Source organism: Pseudarthrobacter sp. L1SW (assembly GCF_020809045.1).
Classification (GTDB): domain Bacteria; phylum Actinomycetota; class Actinomycetes; order Actinomycetales; family Micrococcaceae; genus Arthrobacter.
Genome location: NZ_CP078079.1, coordinates 55,827 through 82,160, shown reverse-complemented (window position 1 = coordinate 82,160; position 26,334 = coordinate 55,827). Strand labels below are relative to the sequence as shown.

Genomic DNA, 26,334 nt, shown 5'->3' with positions numbered 1-26,334 from the left:
GCGGCGCAGTTGGTGCGCCTCGGACCATGGTCCCCCAGCAGCCCACCGCCAGCAACTTGAAAAATCAACCAAAGAAGTTGCCGCAGGTCAGGAGCACTGACGCTGCCGGGTGCGGAGGCAATTACGGGGCCGCAAAGGCCGTGAATTAGAGTTGGACAGGAGTGGGCGCTGTTTCTGACGGCTCTCCCATGCCCCTGAACAACGCCAGGCGGCAGAACCAAGCAACCAGCGCAGCACCACACCTGTGCCACAACCTGACAAGGATCCCGCCATTTCCACGGACGCTTTCTTCGGCAGACTCACCCGGATCCGCAACGTCATCCTTCCTGCACCCGCCCGGACGCGGCTGAACACCGGGCGCGGACTGCTGGGCGGGTTCATCGTGGTGCACCTGGTCTTCCTGGTCTTCGCCGCCTCACTGTCCCTGCGCGGCGAGGCCTTCAGCGACACCTTCATTTACCGCGACTGGGCCATGGCAGGGTTCAACGAGGCCAATCTCCGCGGCGGGCCGAGCCCGTGGGTCTACCCCATCCTGGCGCTGATCCCCATGGCCATCGCAGGCGTCGCCGGGCCCGGACCGTTCTTTTTCCTCTGGGTCCTGATGACCACGCTGCTCAACGGCTGGGCCCTCCTCAAACTGACCAGCCGCGGCCGCGACCGGAGCGCCATCCCCGCCGCGTGGTGGTGGCTCGCCTTCACCTTCATGATGGGCTGGCTCGGCTTCGCCCGCGTGGACGGGCTCACCGCCCCCCTGGTGCTGGTTGCCCTGGCGTACGGCGTGGGCCGGCCGTTCATCGCCTCCGTCCTGCTGGCCATCGGCACGTGGGTTAAGGTCTGGCCGGCAGCGGTCATGCTGGCACTGTTCGCCGTCGTCCGGAACCGGATCCTGGTGGTACTGGCGGGAATTGCGACGACGGCGGGCGTCGTTGCGCTTGCCGCTGCGCTGGGCAGCGTCCCCAAGCTGTTGAACTTCCTCACCCAGCAGGGTGACCGCGGCATGCAGCTCGAAGCCACGTTCACTACGCCCTGGCTCTGGCTGTCTGTCCTGGACGTGGGCGGTTCCCGGATGTACATGAACACGGACATCAACTCCATGCAGGTGGACGGCCCCGGTACGGCCTTGATGTCGGTGCTGATGCAGCCCCTGCTGGTCCTGGCCGCGCTGCTGGTTGCCGGCATGACGTTCTGGGCGCTGCATAACGGCAAAATCAGCGGCGGCGTGGACCGCACGGAGCTTCTCCTGGCCGGCGCCCTCACCCTGGCCACCGCGTTCGTGGTCTTCAACAAGGTGGGTTCCCCGCAGTTCATGGTGTGGCTCGCCCCGGCTGTCGCCGTCGGGCTGGCCCACAGTTGGCGGGAATGGCGCGTCCCGGCCACCATGCTGATCGTCATCGCCGTGGCCACGTACTTCATCTACCCGCTCTTCTACGACGCCCTGAGCCACAACAACCCCTGGATGGCGCTGGTGCTGACCATCCGCAACGTCCTCCTGGTGGTCCTGTTCCTGTGGAGCGTCCGCCGCCTCTACCTGCTGGGCAAAAAGACGCCCGCAGCGGCTCCCGCGCTGAAGGAGTCCTGAGATTTCCACGAAGTTCTTTGACCGGCTGGTCACCGTCCGCACGAAAGTCCTGCCCGCCAAGGTGGTGGATTGGTTCGCCCGCCCGTCCAGCGTGTGGTGGGGCTTCGCCGTCGTCCATCTCTACTTCCTGGGCTGGATGGCGTCCTTTTTCCTGCACGGCGATACGTTCAGCGACACGGAACAGTACCGCCAGTGGGCCATGGACGGTTACAGCCCGCAGGACCCGGACGGGAAGATCAGCCCCTGGGTCTACCCGGTGCTGGCCCAGATCCCCATCTTCCTCGCCGGTATCGCGGGACCGGACCTGTACCTTCTGGCCTGGTTCCTGATCATCACAGCCCTCAACGCCGTCGGCCTCGCCTTCCTCACCCGCGGACCGCGGAAGGTGACCGGCATTGCGCCCGCGTGGTGGTGGTTGTTCTTCACTGTCTTCATGGGCTACCTCAGCTTCGCCCGCGTGGAGGGCATCACCGCGCCCATCGTGCTGATCGCGCTGCTGTACGCGGCGACGCGGCCGGTGGTGGCCGGCATCCTGCTCAGCATCGCCACGTGGATCAAGGTGTGGCCCGCGGCCGTGCTGGTGCCCATCGTGATCGCCAGCCGGAAGCGGATCCGGATACTCCTCTCCGGCGTGGCCGTGACCGCCGTTGTGGCGCTGGGGACGTGGCTGTCCGGCGGGCTGCCGCACATCCTGGACTTCCTCCTGAACCAGGGCGAGCGCGGCATGCAGCTGGAGGCGACCTTCTCCACGCCCTGGGTGTGGCTGAGCGTCTTCAACATCGCCGGCTCGAGGATGGCGGACAACACCGCCATCAACTCCACGGAGGTCTACGGCCCGGGTGCCGGCACGGCTGCGTTCCTGATGCAGCCGCTCCTCATCCTCGCCGCCGTCGTCGCTGCCGTCCTGCTCGTCCGCGCACTGAACCGCGGCGCCGAGCGGGAGGAACTGTTCCTCGAGGGCTCGCTCATGATGGTCACCGCGTTCATCGTGTTCAACAAGGTGGGCTCCCCGCAGTTCATCATCTGGCTAGCGCCGGTGATCATCGCCGGCCTCACGCATGACTGGAACAGGTGGAAGGTTCCGGCGGCGCTGCTCATGGGGATCGCCATGACCACGTTCGTGATCTATCCCCTGTTCTACACGCCGCTGATCCACGCCCACCCGGTCATGGCGGCGATCCTCACCACCCGCAACGTACTCCTCGTGGTGCTGCTCTGGTGGTCCGTGAAGCGGACGGCGGAACTCGGCCGGAAGCCCGCGGCGGTGCCGGCCAGCGCCTAGCCCGTCAGAAACCCGAAGGCTCGGTTTCGAATTCCGGCTCGCCGGGCTTCTGCTCGTGGTGCAGGGGCCGGAGCGCGGTGGTGTGCGGGATCCACAACAGCGCGTCATAACGTCCTGCCATCCGGGTGGGAACGTAATTGCCGGCCTCGCGCTCCGGATCGTAGACCACGCCGATCGCCCGGTGCCCGCGCCATTCAGTCAGCCAACGGCCGGTACGGTTGCTGCCAAAAACCAGCAGCGACGGTTCGCCGAGGGCATTGTTGAGCAGGTCCTCGTGGCTTCCCTGCCGGGCCGCCGGAACCGTCATTGTTTGCTCCGGCGCGCCCCAGGCTTCCGCTGCGGTGACTGAGCCGGCGTAGGACGCGAACCCGGCAAGTACCACCTCCCCCGGGTGCCGCAGGCGCATCAGTTGTCCGATGTTGTCCATTCCGCCCTGCGCCATGTCCGTGGCCCGGGCGTCGCCGACATGGGTGTTGTGGGCCCATACCAGCCCCTTTGAACCCGGTCCGTGGTGGGCGGCAATGCGGTCGATGGTGTCGCTCATGTGGTAGTCACGGATATTCCAGGACTGCCGGTCCCCCCGCACCATGGTCCGGTAATAGCGTTCGGCGTTGGCCGCCACCATGGCATTCTGCACGGCGTCGAACGCGGCGGGATCGTCCTTGGCCCGGCCGAGCGTCCGGCGCCGCACCTCCGTCAGCAGGCCCACCACATCCGCCTCACAGGATGCGGGTACCAGCCGGCTGCTCCACGCGTAGCGGTGCGGGTCCTCTCCGAACGGAACAAAGCACTGCCAGGCCCGTGTCGCGGCGGGGAGGGCATCTGGGGCGTTGGCCTCCAGCCAGGAGAAGATCTCCCGCAGCGAGTCCCAGAGGGAATAGACGTCAAGGCCGTAGAAGCCGGCGCGCAGCTGTTCAGGGCGGGCGAGGTTCCATTCGCGGAGCCAAGCCAGGAACTCCGCCACCTCGTAGTTCGCCCACATCCAGGTGGGCCAGCGTTCGAAACCGGCGAGCAGCCGGTTCGCATCAAGGTCCTGGTTTTCCTGCCCCCGGACCCAGCGGTTGATGCGCCAGCAGTCGGGCCAGTCACCCTCAACACCGATCCAGGTGAACCCATGTTCCTCGATAAGGCGCCGGCTGATCACCGCACGCCAGCGGTAGTACTCCCGTGTGCCGTGGGACGCTTCACCCAGGCAGACATAGCGCGCCCCTGCTGCCCGCCGGATCAGGGCGTCCAGGTCCTGCGGCGCTGCAAGGGGGTGCGCCAGCCGGCGGATTTCCTCCAGCTCCTGCCCGTGGCGTACCGGCACTGACGTAGTAGCCCTGTTCACAGCGGAACCTCAGGTGCGCGTTCCGGGGCTGTTTCCCGCAGCAGGTACCGCGCGAACCACTCCCTGGCCAAGGTTGCAGCCTGGGTGAGCGTTCCGGGCTCCTCGAACAGGTGGGTTGCCCCTGGGACCACTTCCAGGCGGACCGGCGCCCGCATCCGGTCCATGGCCTGCCGGTTCAGGGCAAGAACCTGGGTGTCCGCGCCCCCGACCACCAGCAGGGTAGGTGCGCGGACCGCTGCCAGCCGCGGGCCTGCGAGGTCCGGGCGGCCGCCGCGGGAAACGACGGCGTCCACCTCCGGATCAGGTTCGGCCGCCGCCCATAAGGCGGCACCGGCGCCGGTGCTGGCGCCAAAATAGCCCACCTTGCATCCTGCCGTGTCGCTCCTGGTGTTCAGCCAGCGGGTTGCCGCGCTGAGCCGCTGGGCCAGCAGGCCGATGTCGAAGACATTCCCGCGGTCCACTTCCTCGGCAGGGGTGAGCAGGTCCAGCAGCAGGGTGCCCAGGCCCGCGCCCTGCAGGACTGAGGCAACGTAGCGGTTGCGCGGGCTGTGCCGGCTGCTCCCGCTGCCGTGGGCGAAGACCACCACCGCGCTGCACGGTTCCGGGAGGTGCAGGTCACCGTGGAGCGCCACCCCGTCCACCTCGATTTCCACATCCTGGTCGATGCCGGCAGTCCCCGCCCCGGCGAGGCGTTCACGCAGCGCGGCGGCATCGAGCAACTGCACCACCTCCTCATCAGTGGTGGGCGAGAAGTCGCGGTAGTAGTACCCCACGGCCTGGAAGTTCCGCGCGCTGATCAGGGAGTAGGCCTGGTCCGGCTCGGACAGTGAGCCCATCGCGTCCGCCGGAGCCACAGGAACTGCCAGGATTACCTTCGCCGCGCCCAGGTGGCGCGCAACCTGGCAGGCAACACGCGCCGTCGAGCCCGTTGCGATGCCATCGTCCACAATGATGACGGTCCGCCCGGCCAGGTCCTTCCGGGGCCGCCCCTGCCGGTACCGTTCCAGCCTGGACTCCAGCCGCACACGCTCGCGCCGCTCAACGGCCTCGATATCGTCCTGCGTGACTCCGGCGAGCGAGATGACGCGCTGGTTGAGGACCCGGGCATCGCCTTCACCAATGGCGCCCATGGCCACCTCCGGCTGGAACGGAAGGCCGAGTTTCCGGACCACAATGACGTCCAGCGGGGCATTCAGGGCCTTGGCAACTTCGGCCGCCACCGGGACACCCCCGCGGGGCAGCCCCAGGACCACCACATCGTCCGCCCGGAACCGGTCCAGCACGAACCCCAGCTTCCGGCCCGCATCAACCCTGTCCAGGAATTCGTACATCAGGCCACCCTTTCGCGTGGACACCGGTTATCGGCCAGGCATCCGCCAGCCGTCTATCCCTGACCCGGCCCTCCCCTGCGGGCCTGCTACTCTTCCTCAAACGGAATCTCCGCTGCGGCCGACCATGACATCCGCAGGACAAAGTGGCCGTCCGCAATGTTCCGGGCAATCACCGCCCCCGCCGTTCCAGCGAGTTTCACGCCGAACTCCACTTCCATGTGCTCCGGCCCGATTTCCCGCATGGCGTCCACAGCAGCCGCGGCCGCGGGGCGGACGGCGGCGAGCGCGTCCTCCAGCCGGCGGCCGGCATCCAGGATCCCCTGCTCATTCCGGCCGGGATGGTCCACGCCGTAACTGTTGTCATCCACTTCAACCAGGATTGTCCCGGATCCCACTTCATAGCGGACTACTTCAGTCATGGCGGTGCCTCCAAACATCAGCGCGAAAGGACGGTTGCCGGGTCCCGGTGCGCTTCCAGTAGACACCTGTCCGGAGCGCAGCTGACAGTGCCGAAAGGCCCGGCCGGAGCGGCGCGGGTACGGGTTTGCACCGCGCTTCCCGGGGGACTTTCTACCCTTGCCTGCTTGGGCTGCGGGGCGTCGGATAGGAACATGACGGCAGGAACCGAACGGCCCATGCGCTGGCAGCGAATCTCCAAGGACGTTCCAGGCTTTCCTGTCCGGCCCAACCTGCTGGACTACGGCACCGCATGCCGCGAGTTCTCCTGGGACGATGCCCGCCGGGCACTGTCCGGGCTCCCGGGCGGCGGCCTGAACATCGCCCACGAAGCCGTGGACCGCCATGCTGCCGGGCGGCGGGCACACCATGAGGCCCTGCGTTTCGTGCGGGCCGACGGATCCACCCACTCCCTGAGCTACCTGGAGCTTGCCGGGCAAACCAACCGCTTTGCCGCGCTGCTGGGGCAGCTGGGCATCGGCCGCGGGGAGCGGATCTTCTCGCTCACCGGCCGCAGCCCCGAACTGTACGTGGCAGTGCTGGGCACCCTCAAGAACGGGAGCGTCTTTTGCCCGCTGTTTTCCGCCTTCGGACCGGAACCCGTACGGCAGCGCCTCCACCTGGGGCAGGGGCGGGCGCTGGTCACCACCAGGGCGCTCTACCGCAGGAAAGTGGCCCACATCAGGGAGAACCTCCCGGACCTCAAGCACGTCCTCCTGATTGATGCGGACGGCGATCCCGAGCCGGGGACCCTCGACCTCGCCGCACTTATGGCGGCCGCGCCGGCGGACCCCATCATGGCTTCCACCAGCGGTGAGGACATGGCGCTGCTGCACTTCACCAGCGGCACCACGGGCACCCCGAAAGGCGCCATCCACGTGCACGAGGCCGTCACCGCCCACTACGCGACGGGCCGGTTCGCGCTGGACCTGCACCCCGGGGACACCTACTGGTGCACCGCGGACCCCGGCTGGGTCACGGGCACCTCCTACGGCGTCATCGCACCGCTGGTGCACGGCGTCACCACGGTGGTGGACGAGGAGGAGATGGACGCCGACCGGTGGTACCGGATCCTGGCTGAGCAGCGCATTACCGTCTGGTACACCGCGCCTACGGCCCTGCGCATGCTGATGAAAGCCGGGGCGGACAGGGCCGCCGGGCATGACCTTTCGGCGCTGCGGTTCGTGGCCAGCGTGGGAGAGCCGCTCAACCCGGAAGTGGTGGTCTGGGGCCAGGAGGCGTTCGGCCTGCCCGTGCATGACAACTGGTGGCAGACGGAGACCGGCGGCATCATGATCGCCAACTTCGCAGCCACGGAAATCAGGCCCGGGTCCATGGGCAGGCCGCTGCCGGGAGTGGAGGCGGCACTTGTGGCGCGCGATGGCGACGGCAAGCCGGTGCTCCGCGACGGTGGACCTGTGCTGGTCACGGAGCCGGACACCATGGGGGAACTGGCCCTGCGCGCGGGCTGGCCATCGATGTTCAGGGGCTACCTCAATGAAGAGGAACGCTACCGCCGCTGCTTCGCCGGGGGCTGGTACCTCACCGGGGACGTCGCAAAACGCGATGCGGACGGATACTACTGGTTTGTGGGCCGCGGCGACGATGTCATCAAGTCCTCCGGCCACCTCATCGGCCCCTTCGAGGTTGAGAGTTCGCTGATGGAGCACGCGGCCGTGGCCCAGGCGGGCGTGATCGGCGTCCCGGATCCGGTGGCCGGCGAAGTGGTCAAGGCCTTTGTGGAGCTCAGGAACGGGTGGCAGCCGTCCGAAGAGCTGCGCCTGGACATCATCGGCTTCGCACGCAAACGGCTCGGCGCCGCCGTTGCCCCGCGCATGGTGGACTTCACCACGGCGCTGCCGAAAACCCGCAGCGGAAAGATCCTCCGGCGCCTCCTGAAGGCCCGCGAGCTGGGGCTCCCCGAGGGGGACACGTCCACCGTCGAAACCACCACGGAGGCACCATGACCGGCACGCCGGAACGGATCGGCGCGGACCAGGCCGGCACCGCGAGGCATCTCCTGCACCAGATGCTCCGGGTGCGGCGGCTGGAGGAAAGGTGCGTCGAGCTCTACAGCGAGGCGAAAATCCGTGGCTTCCTGCACGTCTACATTGGCGAGGAAGCCGTGGCTGCGGGCGTCCTGGACAACCTGGACGCAGGCGATGCCGTGGTGGCCACCTACCGGGAACACGGCCACGCACTGCTCCGGGGCGTGCCCGCCGGCGCCATCCTGGCCGAGATGTACGGCAACGTCCAGGGCTGCTGCCGCGGCCGGGGCGGCTCCATGCACCTGTTCGACGCCGCCACCCGCTTCTACGGCGGCAACGCGATTGTGGCAGGCGGGTTGCCCCTCGCCGTCGGCCTTGCCCTGGCGGACAAGATGGCCGGCCGCGCGCGCGTGACGGTCTGCTTCTTTGGCGAAGGTGCCGTGGCGGAGGGCGAATTCCACGAAAGCCTGAACCTGGCAGCACTGTGGCAGCTGCCCGTGCTCTTCTGCTGCGAGAACAACCTGTATGCGATGGGCACGGCACTGGGCCGCTCCGAGTCGCAGACGGACATTGCGCTGAAGGCCGCCGGTTATGAACTGGCAGCTTGGGCGGTGGACGGGATGGACGTCCTGGCCGTGCATGAGGCCGCCCGCCGTGCCGTGGATGCGGTGCGTTCGGGCGCCGGTCCGCACTTCCTGGAGCTGCGGACCTACCGCTTCCGCGCCCACTCCATGTTTGATCCGGAACGCTACCGGGAGAAGGCCGAGGTTGCCCACTGGATCGAGCGGGACCCCATCACCCTGCTGCGCAACGCCCTGGAGGCCGCGGGCCAGCTCAGCGGGGACCAGTGGGCCGGCATCCAGGGTGAAGCCGACGCCGAGGTGGCGGCCGCCGTCGAATTCGCCGAGGCCGGAACTCCGGAACCCGTGGAGGAACTGGCCCGGTTTGTCTACAGCGAGCGGGGACCGGAATGAAAACCACCTACCGGGAAGCCATCCGGGCCGGGATCCGGGACGCCATGAACCGTGACAACCGGGTGTTCCTCATGGGCGAGGACGTCGGCGCGTACGGCGGCTGCTTCGCCGTCAGCCTGGGACTGTTCGAGGAGTTCGGGCCGGAACGGATCCGCGACACCCCACTGTCCGAGTCCGGCTTCGTCGGTGCGGGCATCGGCGCGGCGCTGGGCGGCATGCGGCCCATCGTGGAAATCATGACCGTCAACTTCAGCCTGCTGGCCCTGGACCAGATCGTGAACAACGCTGCCACGCTCCTGCACATGTCCGGCGGGCAGTTCAACGTCCCGCTGGTGATCAGGATGACCACCGGCGCCGGACGCCAGCTGGGCGCCCAGCACTCCCACAGCCTGGAGGGCTGGTACGCCCACATCCTTGGCCTCCGCATCCTTGCGCCCGCCACCCTGGAGGATGCCCGCGGCATGCTTTGGACCGCCCTGGAGGACCCTGACCCGGTGCTGGTCTTTGAACACGGAACGCTTTACAACATGCCCGGCGAACTGGATGACGACGCCGGCCCTGTGGACATTACCGCCGCCGCCATCCGGCGGCCGGGGACGGACGTCTCCCTCATCACCTACGGCGGCACGCTGCCGGCCGTGCTCGACGCCGCGGAGCGGCTGGCAGCCGAAGGCATCGACGCCGAGGTGCTTGACCTGCGGGTCCTGCGACCGCTGGACGACGCCGCCATCCTGGCCACCGTGGGCAAGACGCACCGGGCCGTGGTGGTGGATGAGGGGTGGCGCAGCGGCAGCATCTCGGCCGAGATCAGTGCACGGATCATGGAGGCCGCCTTCTACGACCTCGACGCACCGGTGGGCCGGGTGTGCAGCGCCGAGGTCCCGCTGCCCTACGCCAAGCACCTGGAGCTTGCCGCACTTCCTTCGGCCGACCGGATCGTGGCGGCAGCGCGGGAGGTGACGGGCAGGCGTGGGTGAATTCCGCATGCCGTCCCTCGGGGCGGACATGGACCACGGCAAGATGGTGGAGTGGCTGGTCAAGCCGGGCGACTACGTCCACCGCGGCGACGTGGTGGCTGTTGTGGACACCGAGAAGACCGTCATGGACATCGAGACTTTCGAAGAGGGGGTCGTGGCCGAGCTGCTGGTGGACGTCGGCACCACGGTTCCCATCGGCACGCCGCTTGCCCGGATCACTGCCACTCCCGACGACGGGACCGGGGCCGCGCCGCCGGCGGAAACGCACGCGCTCCTCTCGCCCCCGGTGCGGCACCTGGCCCACCAGCTGGGGGTTGATCCGGGCTCCATCCGCGGCACGGGCAGGCACGGGGCGGTGACACGCTCGGACGTGGAACGCGCTGCAGCGCCGGCGGCAGCTTCAGCGCCCGCGGCACCAGCTTCAGCCCCGCCCCCTGCTCCGGCGGCCGCACCGCCCCAGGTGAAGGACGACGGCGGCACCCGCGGGCGGGTGCGCTCCTCACCGCTCGCCCGGCGCCTCGCAGCCGAGCGGGGGGTAGACCTTTCGGCCGTGGCGGGGACAGGGCCCGGCGGGGCCGTCACGGAGGACGACGTCCTCCACGCGGCTGAGGCCGCGCCGCCGCCGGCACCACCCTCCGGTGCGGCGCCGGAAGCTCCGGCACCCCCGGAGCCGAAGGCACCTGCCGCCCCGCCGTCTCCGGCAGAACATGAGGCCACGGCCCCGGCGGACCGGCAGCGCGAGGCAAGCCTGCGCAGGGCAGTCGGGGCGCTGATGGCCCGCTCCAAGAAGACGATTCCGCACTACTACCTCAGCACCACGCTGGACATGGGTGCCGCCGTTGCCTGGATGCAGTCAGCCAACCTCCAGCGCCCCGTTTCCTCCCGGCTGGTTCCCTCTGCACTCCTGCTGAAAGCTGCCGCCCTTGCTGCCAGGGACGTTCCCGAGGTCAACGGCCTGTACGTGGATGACGAGTTCCGGCCCAGCCAGGCCGTGCACCTTGGCGTCGCCGTCGCCCTTCGGAAAGGCGGCATCGTGGCCCCCGCCATCCACGACGCCGACCAGCTCCCGGTGGACACCCTCATGGAGCGGCTGCGGGACCTCGTGTCCCGCGCCCGGGCAGGCAGGCTGCAGCGGGCAGAAATGGCGGACCCCACCATCACCGTCACGAACCTGGGCGACCTGGGCGTGGAAAGCGTGTTCGGGGTGATCTATCCGCCGCAGGTGGCCATGGTGGGCCTGGGCCGGCTGATGGAACAGCCGTGGGCCCACGAGGGAATGCTTGGGATCCGCCCCGTGGTGACGGCCACCCTCTCCGCCGACCACAGGGTCAGCGACGGCCTGCGCGGCGCCCGCTACCTTTCACGGCTGGACGAACTGCTGCAGAAACCGGAGGAACTATGAACGAACAGGATGCGCGCACCGCGGTGCGCCAGGCTATCGGCCAAGTGGCGCCTGACCTTGAGCCTGGCGACCTTACGGAAGGCGCGCGGCTCCGGCAGGACCATGAACTCGACTCCCTGGACTTCCTGCGGCTTGTGGAAACTGTAGATGCCGCAACGGGCATAAACATCCCGGAAAGCGACTATCCGCAGGTGGCCACGGTGGGAGGGCTGATCGCGTACATCGCCGGTCACGGCTGACGCCGGGCAGCGCCGCGTCTCGCCGCAACCGCGGCCAAGGCCCAGCGCCACCCCCGTTTTGCCAGGTCAAGCGGCCTGGCCTCGATGAGCAGCCGCCGTGTATGCACGTCAAGGAATAAAAGGTAGAACGTGAAGGCCAGGGCCGTGACGAAGGCCAGCGAGGATGCGTCGATGGGCAGCTCCACGAAGGACCACACGGAGAGCTGGTCCTGCGCGCCGAACACCACGAAGAACGTCACGCCCACGTACAGCGACCTGATCTGCCAGTCGTCCCGGATGCCGGTGACAGCCAGGAACGGCAGGAACCAGAGGATGTACCAGGGCTGGATGATGGGCGAGAGCATCACGACGGCGGTAAACGCCAAGGCCATCCGGCGCACCGCGCGCGAGTAGTCGCCACGGAACATCAGGACCAGGACCAGCGCGATCGCCGCCCATTTCATGCCCGTCCGCAGGACGGTGGCGAACGTGCCGCCGGGCAGCCCCAGCACGTTGCCCAGGAACTCAACCTGCTGGCCCAGGAAGCCCGACGGCGAGTAGCCGGTGTAGCCCGGCGTGGGGTCCATGATGGCCCACACCCACCCCATCCCCAGGTTGTAGGGGATGCCGCTAAGGGCCAGCACGCCGAAACTGATGCCCGCCGTCGCCCCCCACATCAGGAACTTGCGGGGCCAGGAAGCCGACGGGCCCGCCCACATCAGGCCCACAAAGGGAAGCAGGAGCACTGTGATCGGCTTGATGCCGATCGAAGCGGTCACCAGCAGGATGCCGGCAAGGTAGTGGCGGGTGGCCGCGAGGTAGACGCCTGCGACCGCGAGGCCCACCATGAGGGCGTCGTTGTGGGCGCTGGCGATGAAGCTGATCAGGAACAGCGGGTTGGCCACGGAGATCCACAGTGCGCGCGCCCCGTTGATGCCATGCAGCTCCGCCAGCCTGGGGACGTAGATGACGCAGAGCAGGACCCCGACGCCGGCGAGGAGGCGGAACAGGAGGACGGACACGTCCGGCTGGGCGCCGGTCAGCCCCACCACGCCGCGGGCCAGCCAGAGGAAGTAGGGGCCGTAGGGCGTCCTGGCTTCCGCCCAGGCCGGATCGGCGCCGAGCGAGAACCAGTTGCTGAGGGTGGAAATGCCCACTTGGTAGGGGTTCTGGCCCTCCATCACCAACCGGCCCTGGCCGGTGTAGGCGTAGACGTCGCGGGAGAATACGGGAACGCAGAAGAGCAGCGGCAGGGACCAGGCGGAGATGGCGATGACAACGGACCGCAGCGACGATTTGCCCCAGTCGGCCAGGCGCTGGCCCAGCCGGAGCCAGGACCGCATCAGCACCATGGCGCCCACGGTCAGGAGCACGGTGGACACCGTGACTCCCCAGCCCTCGGTGCGCAGGGCGATGACCACCGGCTGCCGGATCATGGGGGAGCCGTTGGCGATCCACCCCGTCCCGATGGAGCCGATGAACATCATGAGGGCTCCAACAAAGCCCTCGATGGTGGCGAGGTAGGCGCGGCCGGTGGCCGGGCCGGAGGCTTTAGCCGGCGCTGCCGGCTGCGTCTCCGAAGTCCCGAGGTGTGACCCGCCTGCCGTCATGTTTGTCTGGTCCCTTACTTGGTTACGGCGCTGGTTGGACCAGCAATAAGGCCGCCCTGCAACGCCGCCATTTTATCAGCCGGGCTTACGGCTGCCCTTCGAGGCTAAAGCATCCGGTCGCTGCGCGCGGTCCGGTTCCGGCCGAGCGACTTCGCCCGGTAGAGGGCGGCGTCCGCTGAGGCGATGAGGCGCTCCACGTCCGTTGTGGCGCCGTCGTAGGTGGAAATACCGTAACTGACTGTCGGCATCTCCATCCCGTCAACAGTTGCTGCCGCGGCGAGGCGCCGGCTGATTGCGTCAGCAATGATTTCCGCCCGTTCGGCACTGGCGCCGGGGACCAGGATGACAAACTCCTCCCCGCCGTAGCGTCCCACCAGGTCTGTGGACCGCACGGTGGCGGTGCAGGCGTCCGCGAAGGTCTGCAGGGCAACGTCCCCGGCGGCATGGCCGTAGGTGTCGTTGACGGCCTTGAAGTGGTCCAGGTCTGCCAGGACCAGGGCGCCGGTGCCCCTGGCTATGGACAGGTCAGCCAGCTGTTCGGCAGCGAGGCTCAAGAATGCCTTGCGGTTGAGGAGCCCGGTGAGGTCGTCGCGGGAGGCCACCATGCGCAGCGCCCTGGTCTGCTGCTCATTGCTGAGTGCCGCCATGCTGAAGGAGACCACCACCAGGAGGACCATGGTCACCAGCGTGGTGACAGCGGAGCCGAACACGGTGGTGAAGACAGGGCCGTCCTGCCCCTCCAGGACAAACGCCGCCCAGCGCAGCAGGTAGAAGATGGACAGCCCGCCCGCCGCAGCTGCCATGGGGATCCTCACCCGCGAGTAGCCTGGTTCAAGCCGCCAAAGCTCGCGCGAGGCAAGGCCTATGGTGAGGCTCATGGCGGCCAGGAACACGGGGCCGCCGGACCACGTGTTGGTGGCCGGGTTGTCCAGGACCGAGGCCACCAGGGTCACCAGGGGGATGCCGGTAAACGCCCATTTTGGCGGCGGCACGGTCCGCAGCGACCGGGCGCCCGCCCATACGGCCACGCCGCCGTGGACCAGGAGCACGTTGCCCAAAGGGTTGGCCCAGACCTGGTGGGCCGTTCCGTCCAGGAGGAAACAGCCGGATCCGGACAGGAAAAACAGCAGCGCCAGGCACCACCAGCCGCTGTAGGGCGAGCGCGTGGTCCGGTAGGCGGAGAAGTAGAACAGGAGCATCAGCACCAAAGCCATCAGGCCAAAGGCGATCCGGAGGGTTGTGGTGTCCAGAGCCATGTTTCCGAGGTCCCCCCACTGCCGAATACCGCGCCGACCCCAAGTATCGCACCGGTCCGGGAGGTTGTCAGGATGGGACTAAGCCCTCGGCCAGGGCCTAGTCTTGTGGGAACAGCCAGCAGGACTATCCCGGAAGGTTAGACGCATGCTCCTTCTCTTTGGTTTCAAGACAGTTCTCAAGGCGCTGCCCGGAAAACCGGCCACATGCCAGTACTGCCGCGCGTTCGCCCACCACCACCTTGAGGAGCGGGCCACCAAGTTCACACTCTTCTTCATTCCGGTGTTCACCACGTCGCGTTCCTACCAGATCACCTGTACCAACTGCGGGTACGTCTCAAGCATTTCCGCACGGCAGAAGCGGGCGCTGGAACTGCAGCGCTAGCGGATGCGGTTGCCAATGGCATAGAAGGAGAAAAACCATGGACGGTTGTGCCGCCCGTGGCTAGAGTAGGACCCGACCATGAGCCTCCGCTCCAGGAGATTGTGGGAAGTACCGGGACGTGTTCCGCCCCGACGTGGGAAAAGGAGGTGTTTGTGATGAATGTTCCAGCCCTGCGCCCTGCGCGCCCCGCGGTTTTCATTCAGACCCTTCCCCTTTTCCGCACCGGCCCCGCCTGACCTCTCCGCGGGGCGCCGAACACCAAGGCCGCAGGCCGGTGCGCGGGGTTTCCCGTGAGGTACAACAGTGAACATATCCACAGGCAGCGCCCTGGACAGCAGCAACACATCAAGCAGCACCCATCACACAAGCGACGGCCCGCTCCCGTACGGCTATACCCCCGCCGTCGCCCAGCACTTCAACGACCATCCGGTGCCGGCCGCCACCGGGCGCGGACGGGTGGTCCGCGTCGACAGGAACCTGCTGCTGGTGGCTGCGGGCCCGGACCTGCTGCACCTGCCGTACCCGCTGGGCGGAGAACCGGCAGTCACCGGCGACTGGGTGTGGCTCGGCCCCAACCGGGCCGGCGAGCGCCAGATCCTCAGCGTCCTCCCCCGCCGCTCGGAACTGAGCCGGAAGCGGGCGTTCGAAGCCTCCTCCGAGGCACAGGTCCTCGCTGCCAACATGGACGCGGTCGGCGTGGTGGTCCCGGTTGACCGGCCCCTGACGCACAACCGGCTGGAACGCACCCTTGTGGCCGCGTGGGACTCGGGGGCCACTCCCCTGGTGATCATCACCAAGGCGGACCTTGCGGACGTAGCGGACGACGTCGTCGGGAAAGTCATCCTGCAGGCGGCAGGCGTGGACGTGGTCACCACCTCCGCGGAAACCGGCGACGGCATCGACCAGCTGCTGGCGCACATTCCGGCGGGCGGGACCATCGTGCTCCTGGGGCCGTCCGGTGCCGGAAAATCCACCCTGATCAATGCCCTGGTGGGCCACAAGGTCCAGGACACCGGTGAGGTGCGCTCCGGGGACTTCAAGGGAAAGCACACCACCACGTCCCGGGAACTTGTGCCGCTCGCGAACGGGACGGTCCTGATGGACACGCCCGGCGTGCGCGGGTTCGGATTGTTCGACGCCGAGGACGGCTTAGGCGAAATGTTCGGCGACGTGGAAGCATTGGCTGCCGCTTGCAGGTTTTCGGACTGTGCCCACCAGGGTGAGCCGGGCTGCGCGGTGCAGGCGGCGATCCACGATGGCACGCTGGAGGAGCGCCGCTGGCACAACTACCTGAAGCTGCAGCGGGAACTTGCCGCTCTGGCCCGCCGCAGCGACGCCGCGGCGCAGCGGGCCTACCAGCGGGAGTGGCACCAGAAGGTGGTCAGTGCCGGAAAATCGCAGCGCTGGGCGGAACGGGAGACGGCGGAACGGAAGGAACGGGCGGCCCGGAAGCGGCGGTGACGGGCACCCCTTATCCGATGGTCCCGAACGGTGCAGGGTCAGGCGGCGCTGCTGCCGCGCACCACGAGCTCCGCCGGGAAGATCACCGGGTCCAGCCGCTCCTCGGGGTTGTCGATCGCCCGGATCAACAGCTGCCCTGCCGTGGCGGCCATGTCCACCATGGGCTGGGTCACCGTTGTCAGGCCCAGCCCGTTGGCTGCCAGCAGGGAGTGGTTGTCGAACCCGACCACCGCCACGTCCCCCGGCACTTCCCGGCCCGCGCCGCGCAGGGTGTCGATGACCCCCAGCGCCATGAGGTCGGAGGCCGCGAAGATGCCGTCGAGCTCCGGTTCGCGGGCCAGAAGGTTCCTGGCGGCCTCGGCCCCGCCCGCCGTCGTAAAGTCCCCATGGATGGCGGGCCCGGGCTCAAGCCCCGCCTCCCGCAGCCCCTGGAGCCAGCCATCCAGGCGGTCGGCGGCGGCCGTCATGTCGGTGGGGCCGGCTACGGTCCCGAGCCTGGTGCGGCCGATGGCGGCCAGGTGGCGTGCTGCCAGCCGGCCGCCCTCGAAGTTGTCCAGGTCCACAAAGGGAATCCCCGAACCCGTGTCCCACGGCCGGCCGATGAAAACTGTGGGCAGGCCGGTGCTTCCGAGCGACTCCACCCAGTTGTCCGCCCGGTGGTGCGAGACGACGATCGCGCCGTCCACGTGGCCTCCGCGCAGGTACCGTTTGGTCCGCTCGGAGTCGTCCCCGGCCCGGGACATCAGCAGCACCAGCTGCATGTCCGTGCTGCGAAGAGCCTCGTTCACGCCGGTAATGACGGCCGCGAAAAAAGGATCCATCATGACCCGTGCATCCGGCTCCGGAATGACCAACGCCACGGAGGCCGTGCGTTTGGTGACCAGGCTCCGCGCGGCACGGTTGGGGGTGTAGCCAAGCGCCACGATCGCAGCATCCACGGCGGCCTGGGCCTCCGGGCTCACTTTCAGTCCGCCGTTGATGGCCCGGGACGCAGTGGAGCGGGACACACCGGCGGCGGTGGCAAGATCCTCCAGCGTGGGACTGGGCCGTCCCGCCCTTAACTGGGCAGGACGGTGGGTCTTTTGGTTCATTACACAGACAATACGACACCTGCCCCCGAGGGTGACACGCCCGGATCTGCGTCCGGGACAGCGTTGGAGGCCGCCACGGCCGAGTACCACAGGGCGCTGGCCTTCGGGATGCGTTCCTGGGTGCGGTAGTCCACGCGGACCAGCCCAAAGCGCTGGTGGTAGCCGAAGGACCACTCGAAATTATCCAGCAGGGACCAGGCCAGGTAGCCACGCACGTCCACGCCGTCCGTAATGGCCCCATGCACCGCGCGCAGGTGGGCGGCGAGGAAAGCGAGCCGGTCCTGATCGTCCACAAAGCCCGCGTTATCAGGGACGTCATGGTAGGCGGCGCCGTTTTCGGTGATGTACACCGGAATTCCCGCGGGCCCCGTGTACTCGTCCTGCAGCCGGTTCAGCAACCGCCGCAGGCCCTCCGGCTGGACCTCCCAGCCCATCCCCGTCACAGGAAGTCCGCGCGGCACCGAACGCGCCCCGTCCGCCGCGACAAAGGGCGACGCCGGGCGGCGGGGTCCGCCGGCGGCCGCCGCGTCCGCTTCCACACCGGTGGGCAGGTCCGCGGGATCCTTGGTGACGGATTCACCGTGGTAGTAGTTCACGCCCAGCAGGTCCAGCGGCGCCGAGATGATGTCCAGGTCCCCCGGCTGGACGAATTCGTCCAGGCCCAGGTGGGCCACGTCAGCCAAGAGATCCGGTGGGTATTCCCCCTTGAACAGCGGGTCCAGGAAGATCCTGTTGAACTGGCCGTCGATCCGCCTGGCCGCGTCGCGGTCGCCGCCGTTGTCCGGGTCGCGGGGATCCGCCACCGTCAGGTTCAGGGTGATGCCCAGGGCGGCGTCGGCGTCCAGGCGGCGGAGTTCCCTTGCCGCCAGGCCGTGGCCGAGCAGCAGGTGGTGGGCGGCAGCCAGGGCCGACCGGGGTTCCTGCCGTCCGGGGGCATGGATGCCTGCGGCATAACCGAGGAACGCCGAACACCACGGCTCATTGAGTGTTGTCCAGAACCGGACCCGGTCCCCCAGTGCCTCGTGCATCACGGCGGCGTACTCGGCAAAGCGGTACGCAGTATCCCGGTTGGCCCAGCCGCCCTTGTCCTCCAGTGCCTGCGGCAGGTCCCAGTGGTAAAGGGTCAGCCACGGCGTGATGCCGGCCGCCAACAGTTCATCCACCAGGCTGGAATAGAAGGCGATGCCCTCCGGATTGGGGGTAACGCCGTCCGGCATGCAGCGTGCCCAGGAGGTGGAAAAGCGATAGGCCTTCATCTCCAGGCTGTCCATCAGCGCCACGTCCTGCTTGTAGCGCCGGTAGTGGTCGCAGGCAACGTCGCCGTTGTGGCCGTCCGCCACGGCGCCGGGCACCCGGGAGAAGGTGTCCCAGATCGAGTCCTTCCTGCCGTCAACATGCGCGGCCCCTTCGATCTGGTAGGCGGCCGTCGCCGCTCCCCACAGGAAGCCCTCGGGAAACGGAAGTGGGGTGGTACTCATCCTTTTACTGCTCCTTGCATGATTCCTGATACGAGTTGCCGGCCTGCCGCAATGAACAGGAGCAAGAGGGGGACGGTGGCCAGGACCGCACCGGCGAGCACCACCGAGTAGTCAACAAAGTGGGCCGCCTGGAGCAGCTGCAGTGCCACCGGGAGGGTGGGATTCGAGGGGTCCAGGACGATGAACGGCCAGAAGAAGTTCGTCCAGGTGGCCACGAACGTGAACAAGGCGAGCATGGCCGCGGCGGGCCGGGCAGCCGGGAACCCGACGTGCCAGAAAGCCTGGATCATGGACGCGCCGTCCATACGCACAGCTTCAATGAGTTCATCCGGCAGGGCGTCCCGGAGGTACTGGGTCATCCAGAACACTCCGAAAGCGGTGACCAGGCCGGGGATAATGACGGCCCAGAGCGATCCGGTCCAGCCCAGCTTGGACATCACAATGAAGAGCGGGACCACGCCCAGCTGGGTGGGAACGGCCATGGTGGCGATGACGAACACCAACAGGCCCTTGCTGCCGCGGAAGCGGAGCTTGGCGAAGGCGAAGCCCGCCAGGGTGGAGAAGGCGACGACGGACGCCGCGGTGACGCCGGAGACGATGAGGCTGTTGCCCATTGCCTTCCAGAACGGGATGCTGTCGAAGACTTTCGCCGCGTTGGCCAGGAAGTTGCCGCCCGGGAGCAGCGGGATGCCGCGGCTCAGGACGGTGTTGTCATGGCTGCCCACCAGGAAGGACCAGTACAGCGGGAACACCGAAGCGAGGAGAACGGCCCCGAGGAACCCATAGGTCAGGAATCCGGGCCGGCGGGCACCACCGAAGCCGGTTTTGCGGTTCCCTCCGGCATTCCGGCGGGCGGCGGCCCTGGCCGCGCCCTTGCCGGCCGTCTGTTCGATCATGGGAACGGAGCTCACTTGCGGCCTCCCTGGCTGGCGATGCGCTTGGTGATGAAGAAGTTGAGCAGGGCGATCAGCACGATGATCAGGAAGAGCAGCCACGCCACCGCGGAGGCCCTGCCGAAGTTGCGCTGGCCCCACCCGAGTTCCCAGATGTACATGGTCAGCGTCTGCCACTGCCGGTCAGCCCCGCCCAGGCCGGACTGGTCAAAGACCCGCGGCTCATCGAAGATCTGCAGCCCGCCGATGGTTGAGGTAATCACAACGAAGATCACGGTGGGGCGAAGCATCGGGACGGTGACGGAGAAGAACTGCCGCAGCCGGCCCGCACCGTCAATGGTTGCCGCCTCGAACACGTCGCGGGGGATCGCCTGCATGGCAGCAAGGAAGATCAGCGCGTTGTAGCCGGTCCACCGGAAGTTCACCATGGTGGCGATGGCAGCATGGCTTGCCAGCGAATCGCTGTGCCACCGGACCGGGTCAAGCCCAACAACCTTCAGGATCTCGTTGATCAGGCCGAACTGGTCTGCAAAGAGGTTGTTGAAGATCAGCCCCACCGCTACGGGTGCAACGACGAACGGCACCAGCACACCCATCCGCCAGAACGTCCTGGCCCTCAGGTTTGCGTCCAGTACGGCCGCAATGACAAGGGCGATGACAACCTGCGGAACGGAGGAAAGGATGAAGATGCTGAAGGTGTTGCCCACAGCGTTCCAAAAGTAGGGCTGGGCTATGACGAACGCGTAGTTGTCCAGTCCCGCGAACTTTCCCTGCCCGCCGATGAGGTTCCAGTTGTGGAGTGATACCCAGGCCGTGTACCCCAGCGGAAAGAGTCCCGTGATGGCAAACAGGAGGAAAAACGGGGAGATGTACAGGTAGGGGGACAACTTCACGTCCCACTTGGAGACCTGCTGTGAAAACGCCAGTCGCCGGACGCTCTTTCCGTCCTTCGCGGGCCGGGGGCTGGGCCCGGTCCTGGGTGGGTTGGCCCGGTCGGTGACAGCCATGGTTAGAGCGACTTCACTGCGGTGACGAACTTCTCCCAGGAGGAGGCGGCGTCGTCCGTCTTGTCAACGTCCACGCGGGTGAGGGCCTGCTGCATGGCATCGTTGATGGCAAAGAACCTGGTGCCCTTGAAGGGGGTCACCTCAACGGCCTTGGCGCGCTCGGCAAAGATCTCGCCCGTAGGTGCACCATTGAAGAAGGCGTTGGTCTGTCCCAGCAGTTCGCTGCTTTCCAGGGCCTCCTTCTGGCTGGGGAAGGTGCCCTTGGCGGTGAAGGCCTTGATCTGCTGCTCAGGTGCCGTCAGCCAGTTCGCCAGCTTCTTGGCCTCGGCCTGGTGATCGCCCTGGGCGGGTACGGTCAGGTAGGAACCGCCCCAGTTGCCGCCGCCCCCGGGGAAGACGTTGGCCACGTCCCAGCCGGTGACTCCCGCCGCGTTGCCCTCAATGACGCCGAGCATCCAGCCGGGGCAGAGGGTTGTGGCGAAGGCATTGGTCTGGAAACCGGAAGCCCAGTCATCGCTCCACTGCTTGAGATGGGCTGACAGGCCGTCCTCCGTGGACGCCTTGAGCACCTGGTTGTAGATGTCCTTCACCTTCTGGTTCTCCGTGGCGATGACGGTGCCGTCCTCCTCCTCGTAGGCCTTCTCGAGCTGGTTGCTCATGCCCTGGTAGATGGCCCCGGCGGAATCGAACCAGGCAGCGCCCGGGTTGGCGGCCGTGAACTTCCGGCCGGCGTCGAAGTAGCTGTCCCAGGTGCCGCCAAGCATCTTGGCCACTTCACCGCGGTCGGTGGGCATCCCGGCTTTCTTCAGCAGTTCGGCGTTATAGCAGACGGCTTCGGGACCGGAGTCGGTTCCGTACCCCACCAGCTTGCCGTCGGCTGTGGTGGCTGCCTCGGTCTTCCAGTCGAGCCAGCGGCCCTCCACAGCGGGATCGCTGAGGTCCGCAAACTGGTCCGGGTACTGCAGGAGCTCAGGGAGCCAGTCCACCTCGACGGCTTCGATATCGGACAAGCCGGATCCGGCAGCCAGGCGGGTGGTGAGGTTGTCCCGGGCCTCGTTGCTGGTGGCCGCCTTCTTGTGCTCGATGGTGACGTTGGGGTTCAGCTCCTGGTACTCCTCAAAGAGCTTTTCGTAGCCGAATTCGTTGAAGGTGCCTACGGTCAGGGTGACCGGATCGGAACCGGTGGCTTCGTTTACACCGCCTTTCTCCGGAGCGGAGGGCCCGCAGGCTGTCAGCGAGAGGGAAAGACACGCCGCGGCGGCCGAAAGGACAATGAACTTGCTGGGCTTTTTCACAGGGGAAGACTCCTTCGTCAAATGGATCCACGCCGCAAACCGGCGAACCGTTGCGGCATGGGCGCGCAGGGACACATGGGCCGGCTGGATGAGTAGTCGGAGCGAACATGGTGGGAGCGCTCTCACGCCATGGTGTCCCACATCACGTCGCCTTGTCAACCATCGGTGGGAGCGATTCCACTTTTCCTTGCCGCATTCTCTGGGCGGTGTTACGCTGCCCCGACGAGAGCGCTCCCACACCCGGCGGATCGCTTGCACCACAGCAGGCCAGCTACACCCGGACCCGCGCGCCCCTACCCCAACTGACGAACAGGACCAGCAATGCCGCTAGCCCACCATTCCCTCCCGCCAGGTCCCGCCCAGGCCGCTCCCACCCCGCACCGCCGCCGGCACATTGCCGGCAGCGCCATCCTCCTGGCCGGTCTCCTCGCAGGCGCCGTCGGCAGCCCCGCCGGCGCAGCGCCGTCGGCCGTTCAGCAGATGTCCGTAACAGAGGCACCGGCGGCGCCCCAGCCGGCGGTAACCGGCTTCGCACAAACCGCGGCACATCCGTTCGGGACTAACGTCCACGTCTTTGATCCGGGCATGCCCGTGGCGGAAATCCAGGCCACCGTGGACGCCATTGCGGCGCAGCAGGTGGATGACGAGATGGGTTCGAACCGCTACTCGCTGTTGTTCAAGCCGGGCACCTACGGCACGGCCGAGGAACCGCTCATCGTCCAGGTTGGATACTCCACGGAGGTCGCCGGGCTTGGCGCTTCCCCCACGGATGTCATCATCAACGGGCACGTGGACGTCTACAACCGCTGCCTCACCGCGGACAACTGCATCGCCTTGAACAACTTCTGGCGGTCCCTGTCCAACCTCACCATCAACGTCACCGGCCTCGAGGGATGCCGCAGCTCCGCGAATTTCTGGGCGGCGTCCCAGGCATCACCCATGCGGCGGGTCAATATCACTGGCGGCAACCTCTCCCTCATGGACTACTGCACCGCCGGCCCGCAGTACGCCAGCGGCGGCTTCATCTCCGATTCGAAGACGGACGCCGTGATCAACGGCTCCCAGCAGCAGTACTTTGTCCGTGACAGCAGCATCGGCAACTGGTCCAACGGAGTCTGGAACCAGGTGTTCTCCGGCGTGGACGGGGCACCGGCGCAATCCTTCCCCAACCCGCCGTACACCACCCTTGACAGCACCCCCATCAGCCGCGAGAAGCCGTACCTCACCCTGGACTCCGCGGGCCAGTACAGCGTGTTCGTCCCCGCCGTCCGCATGGAATCCGCCGGAACAACCTGGGAGAACGGGCCGACGGCGGGACGCAGCCTTCCGCTTTCAGACTTCTACGTGGCCACCCCCGCCGATTCAGCCAAGACCATCAATTCCCAGCTGGCGCGCGGCAAGAACCTGCTGCTGACCCCGGGGGTTTACGGCATTGACGAGAGCATCGAGGTCAAGCGCGCCAACACGGTGGTCCTCGGGCTCGGCATGGCAACCCTGACAGCGGTCAACGGGGCCGTCCCCCTGACGGTCGCGGATGTTCCGGGCGTGGATATCGCCGCAGTGACCGTGGATGCCGGTACAGTGAACTCCCCCGCGCTGATGCGGGTGGGCAAGGCGGCGGACGGCGAGGGCGGCGGCGCCGCAAACTCCGGCATGCACAGCGATCCCGCCAACCCCACCACTCTCCATGACGTCTTCTTCCGCATCGGCGGTCCGCACGTGGGCAAGGCCTCGGTCAGCCTTGAGGTCAACAGCGACAACGTCCTCCTGGACCACATCTGGGCTTGGCGCGCCGACCACGGCAACGGGGTGGGCTGGACCACCAACACCGGCAGGAACGGCGTGATCATCAATGGTGACAACGTCACGGCCACCGGCCTGTTCGTGGAGCACTACCAGGAGTACAACGTGATCTGGAACGGCGAGAACGGCAGGACCGTCTTCTTCCAGAACGAGCTGCCCTACGATGCACCCAACCAGGCAGCATGGCAACACGACGGCGTCCTGGGCTGGGCCGGCTACAAGGTCGCGGACTCCGTGAAGACCCACGAACTCTGGGGCGGCGGCAGCTACGTCTACAACAACGTGGACCCCACCATCCACGCCACCCGGGGTTTTGAAGTGCCGGTGACCCCGGGCGTGAAGCTGCACAGCCTGCTGACGGTCAACCTGGGCGCGGGCACACTGGACCACGTCATCAACGACACCGGCGCACCAGTGTCAACGGACGCCGTCGGAATTCCCAGCTACGTCCCCAGCTTCCCGTAGGCGGTGCGCGCGGACGGGGCGCTTCCGGCCCCGTCCGCGCCAGGACGGAATCACGTCGAACGAAACATTTGACTTGCTCCCTCAGCCCGAGTACGCGCGCGCCCTTGCTTAATGCAAGCGCTTACATTCCTGATGGCGCACCCGTCCGGGGTGCGTGGAAACATACTTGCGCATGGTCTCCGGGTCTCCCTACGGTGGTGCAGCCGGGAGCCCACAAATCTCACGGCCTTTGAACCGGCGATCCCACGCCGGATCACCTCCGAACAACGGCGTCCCTGATGACGCCTGCGGAATCGGGGCCGCTGGAGTGTCGGGAAATTAGGGCAGATGCCCGTCTTCCACGAACAGTTACAACTCCGCGAGAAGAGCAATAATGCACAAGCACCCCCAAGTCCCCCGGATGCTGCGGCGGCGGTCCGCCGCCGCAGCGCTGGCAACAGCAGTAGCCGCCTCGGCCTTCCTTGCCGTTCCCTCGGCTCAGGCGAACGAGCCTGCGGACCCGCCCGCCAGTGAGCAGCTGCCGGCCCCCACCCCCGGTTTCCCCCTTCCCACGGAACACACGCAGGAAGCCTTCGACCCGGCGTCGGACTTCACCTCAAAGTGGACCCGTGCGGATGCGCAGCAGGTCATGGCGCAGAGCGACCCCACGGTGGCTCCCGGCCAGAACTCCATGAGCCCGGACGTCACCATGCCGGAGATCCCCGAGGACTTCCCCACCATGAACGAGGACGTCTGGGTCTGGGACACCTGGTCGCTGACGGACGAGAATGCCAACCAGATCAGCTACAAGGGCTACGACGTGATCTTCTCGCTCGTCGCTGACCGCCACGCCGGCTACAACTTCGACCAGCGCCACTGGAACGCCCGCATCGGCTTCTTCTTCCGGAAGACCAACGCCGACCCGGCCACGGATAAGTGGAACTACGGCGGACACCTCTTCGTGGACGGCGCCTCCGTCGGCAACACCGAGTGGTCCGGCTCCACCCGCCTCATGCAGGGCAACCATGTGAACGTGTTCTACACGGCCACCACGTTCCACGACGTGGCCGAGCGGAATGCCGGCGGCGGCGGCATCGCCCCGGACGCCGCCATTGCCAAGGCCCTCGGCAACATCCACGCCGACGAGGAGCGCGTCTGGTTCGACGGGTTCGAGCACACCAAGCTGCTGGAGCCGGACGGCCAGATGTACCAGACCAAGGAACAAAACCCCGGCTTCGCCTTCCGTGACCCCTTCACGTTCGCCGACCCGGCCCACCCGGGCAAGACCTTTATGGTCTTCGAGGGCAACACTGCCGGGAACCGCGGCGAATACCAGTGCACCGAGGAAGACCTCGGCTACCGCGAGGGAGACGCCAAGTCCGAGTCCGTGGCGGATGTAAACGCTTCCGGCGCCCAGTACCAGACGGGCAACGTGGGCCTCGCCGTGGCGGACAACAAGGACTTGACCAAATGGTCCTTCCTGCCTCCCATCCTCTCCGCCAACTGTGTCAACGACCAGACTGAGCGTCCGCAGATCTTCATCCAGAACGAGGACGGCAAGAACAAGTACTACCTGTACACGATCAGCCACCAGTTCACCTACGCGGCCGGCATGCGCGGCCCCGACGGGGTCTACGGTTTCGTGGGCGACGGCGTGCGTTCCGACTACCAGCCGGTCAACAACTCCGGCCTGGCACTCGGTTCGCCCACCGACCTGAACCTGCCGGCCAACAACCCGAGCGGCACCATCTCGGGCCAGCAGAACGGACGGCAGTTCCAGGCCTACTCGCACTACGTGCAGCCCAATGGACTCGTGCAGTCGTTCATCGACAACGTCAACGGCGTCCGCGGCGGCTCCCTGTCCCCGACCGTGAAGATCAACTTCAAGAACGGCGTCACGCAGGTTGACCGGAGCTTCGGCGAGAACGGCCTTGGCCCGTTCGGCTACCTGCCCACCAACGTCCGTGTCGGCGGCGAGGGACACTACAAGTAACCAACACCTCGACGACACATCCTGCTTGCAGGCGGCGCACCGGCAGTTCCCTGCCTGTGCGGTAGCTGGCACCAGTGCGGAGCG

At 67.2% G+C, this 26,334-nt stretch carries 21 protein-coding genes; 11 read left to right on the top strand and 10 right to left on the bottom strand.

The annotated features are described in order from the left end of the window. Positions 1-244: 244 nt before the first annotated feature. Positions 245-1,579 carry a glycosyltransferase family 87 protein gene (locus KTR40_RS00380; RefSeq protein WP_228404886.1) on the top strand — a complete coding sequence of 445 codons (1,335 nt, stop codon included), beginning with the start codon at positions 245-247 and terminating at the stop codon, positions 1,577-1,579. Between the two features lie 61 nt (positions 1,580-1,640). Further along, the gene (locus tag KTR40_RS00375) at positions 1,641-2,861 is read left to right on the top strand and encodes a glycosyltransferase 87 family protein (protein ID WP_228404885.1); all 1,221 of its coding nucleotides are present in this window, start codon (positions 1,641-1,643) and stop codon (positions 2,859-2,861) included. A 4-nt stretch (positions 2,862-2,865) separates the two neighbouring features. Here the strand turns inward: KTR40_RS00375 and KTR40_RS00370 are convergent, their stop codons facing one another. From KTR40_RS00370 to KTR40_RS00360, 3 genes are all read right to left on the bottom strand, one after another. Then, positions 2,866-4,191, bottom strand: coding sequence for an erythromycin esterase family protein (locus KTR40_RS00370; RefSeq protein ID WP_228404884.1), 1,326 nt, complete (start codon positions 4,189-4,191; stop codon positions 2,866-2,868). Beyond that, positions 4,188-5,522, bottom strand: coding sequence for a phosphoribosyltransferase (locus KTR40_RS00365; RefSeq protein WP_228404882.1), 1,335 nt, complete (start codon positions 5,520-5,522; stop codon positions 4,188-4,190). The genes KTR40_RS00370 and KTR40_RS00365 overlap by 4 nt, the downstream gene beginning before the upstream one ends. Positions 5,523-5,608: 86 nt before the next feature. Next, positions 5,609-5,941 carry a CU044_2847 family protein gene (locus KTR40_RS00360; protein WP_139027312.1) on the bottom strand — a complete coding sequence of 111 codons (333 nt, stop codon included), beginning with the start codon at positions 5,939-5,941 and terminating at the stop codon, positions 5,609-5,611. Positions 5,942-6,133: 192 nt separating this feature from the next. On the opposite strand from KTR40_RS00360, the gene acsA reads away from it, so the two are divergent. From acsA to KTR40_RS00335, 5 genes are read left to right on the top strand one after another with little or no spacing between them, the layout of a single operon-like run. Continuing rightward, a complete protein-coding gene (acsA, locus tag KTR40_RS00355; protein WP_228404880.1) occupies positions 6,134-7,945 on the top strand; it encodes an acetate--CoA ligase in 1,812 nt (603 codons plus the stop codon). Continuing rightward, positions 7,942-8,940 carry a pyruvate dehydrogenase (acetyl-transferring) E1 component subunit alpha gene (pdhA, locus tag KTR40_RS00350; RefSeq protein ID WP_228404878.1) on the top strand — a complete coding sequence of 333 codons (999 nt, stop codon included), beginning with the start codon at positions 7,942-7,944 and terminating at the stop codon, positions 8,938-8,940. Before acsA ends, pdhA begins: the two co-directional genes overlap by 4 nt. Continuing rightward, positions 8,937-9,917 (top strand): alpha-ketoacid dehydrogenase subunit beta, encoded by a 981-nt coding sequence (locus tag KTR40_RS00345; protein ID WP_228404877.1) that lies wholly within the window; start codon positions 8,937-8,939, stop codon positions 9,915-9,917. The genes pdhA and KTR40_RS00345 overlap by 4 nt, the downstream gene beginning before the upstream one ends. After that, the gene (locus tag KTR40_RS00340) at positions 9,910-11,319 is read left to right on the top strand and encodes a dihydrolipoamide acetyltransferase family protein (RefSeq protein WP_228404875.1); all 1,410 of its coding nucleotides are present in this window, start codon (positions 9,910-9,912) and stop codon (positions 11,317-11,319) included. Before KTR40_RS00345 ends, KTR40_RS00340 begins: the two co-directional genes overlap by 8 nt. Further along, entirely contained in the window at positions 11,316-11,558 is a 243-nt protein-coding gene (locus KTR40_RS00335; RefSeq protein ID WP_228404873.1) for an acyl carrier protein, read from the top strand. The genes KTR40_RS00340 and KTR40_RS00335 overlap by 4 nt, the downstream gene beginning before the upstream one ends. On the opposite strand, the gene mptB is transcribed toward KTR40_RS00335, so the two are convergent. Together mptB and KTR40_RS00325 are read right to left on the bottom strand one after the other, a co-directional pair. Then, positions 11,549-13,147: a polyprenol phosphomannose-dependent alpha 1,6 mannosyltransferase MptB gene (mptB, locus tag KTR40_RS00330; RefSeq protein ID WP_139027306.1), complete on the bottom strand. Its 1,599-nt coding sequence runs from the start codon at positions 13,145-13,147 to the stop codon at positions 11,549-11,551. The genes KTR40_RS00335 and mptB overlap by 10 nt on opposite strands. 104 nt (positions 13,148-13,251) lie before the next feature. After that, on the bottom strand, positions 13,252-14,403 hold the full coding sequence (locus KTR40_RS00325) for a GGDEF domain-containing protein (RefSeq protein WP_228404871.1): 1,152 nt from the start codon (positions 14,401-14,403) through the stop codon (positions 13,252-13,254). 145 nt (positions 14,404-14,548) lie between these two features. Between KTR40_RS00325 and KTR40_RS00320 the strand changes: the two genes are divergently transcribed. After that, on the top strand, positions 14,549-14,785 hold the full coding sequence (locus tag KTR40_RS00320) for a zinc-ribbon domain-containing protein (protein WP_139027304.1): 237 nt from the start codon (positions 14,549-14,551) through the stop codon (positions 14,783-14,785). Positions 14,786-15,088: 303 nt separating this feature from the next. Then, complete coding sequence (rsgA, locus tag KTR40_RS00315) at positions 15,089-16,246, top strand: ribosome small subunit-dependent GTPase A (protein WP_139027303.1); 1,158 nt, start codon at positions 15,089-15,091, stop codon at positions 16,244-16,246. Positions 16,247-16,284: 38 nt separating this feature from the next. On the opposite strand, the gene KTR40_RS00310 is transcribed toward rsgA, so the two are convergent. Genes KTR40_RS00310 through KTR40_RS00290 form a run of 5 tightly spaced genes read right to left on the bottom strand, consistent with a single transcriptional unit; the run spans position 16,285 to position 22,010 of the window. Beyond that, positions 16,285-17,337, bottom strand: a complete 1,053-nt coding sequence (locus KTR40_RS00310) for a LacI family DNA-binding transcriptional regulator (protein WP_139027302.1) — start codon at positions 17,335-17,337, stop codon at positions 16,285-16,287. Continuing rightward, positions 17,337-18,815 carry a glycoside hydrolase family 1 protein gene (locus KTR40_RS00305; RefSeq protein WP_228404869.1) on the bottom strand — a complete coding sequence of 493 codons (1,479 nt, stop codon included), beginning with the start codon at positions 18,813-18,815 and terminating at the stop codon, positions 17,337-17,339. The genes KTR40_RS00310 and KTR40_RS00305 overlap by 1 nt, the downstream gene beginning before the upstream one ends. Next, the gene (locus KTR40_RS00300) at positions 18,812-19,726 is read right to left on the bottom strand and encodes a carbohydrate ABC transporter permease (RefSeq protein ID WP_139027300.1); all 915 of its coding nucleotides are present in this window, start codon (positions 19,724-19,726) and stop codon (positions 18,812-18,814) included. Before KTR40_RS00300 ends, KTR40_RS00305 begins: the two co-directional genes overlap by 4 nt. Next, positions 19,723-20,715 (bottom strand): carbohydrate ABC transporter permease, encoded by a 993-nt coding sequence (locus KTR40_RS00295; protein ID WP_228404868.1) that lies wholly within the window; start codon positions 20,713-20,715, stop codon positions 19,723-19,725. The genes KTR40_RS00300 and KTR40_RS00295 overlap by 4 nt, the downstream gene beginning before the upstream one ends. A gap of 2 nt (positions 20,716-20,717) precedes the next feature. Beyond that, complete coding sequence (locus KTR40_RS00290; protein WP_228404866.1) at positions 20,718-22,010, bottom strand: ABC transporter substrate-binding protein; 1,293 nt, start codon at positions 22,008-22,010, stop codon at positions 20,718-20,720. Between the two features lie 321 nt (positions 22,011-22,331). Between KTR40_RS00290 and KTR40_RS00285 the strand changes: the two genes are divergently transcribed. Further along, positions 22,332-24,278 carry an adenylyl cyclase gene (locus tag KTR40_RS00285; protein ID WP_228404864.1) on the top strand — a complete coding sequence of 649 codons (1,947 nt, stop codon included), beginning with the start codon at positions 22,332-22,334 and terminating at the stop codon, positions 24,276-24,278. Between the two features lie 373 nt (positions 24,279-24,651). Then, a complete protein-coding gene (locus KTR40_RS00280; protein ID WP_228404862.1) occupies positions 24,652-26,250 on the top strand; it encodes a glycoside hydrolase family 68 protein in 1,599 nt (532 codons plus the stop codon). Positions 26,251-26,334: the final 84 nt, after the last annotated feature.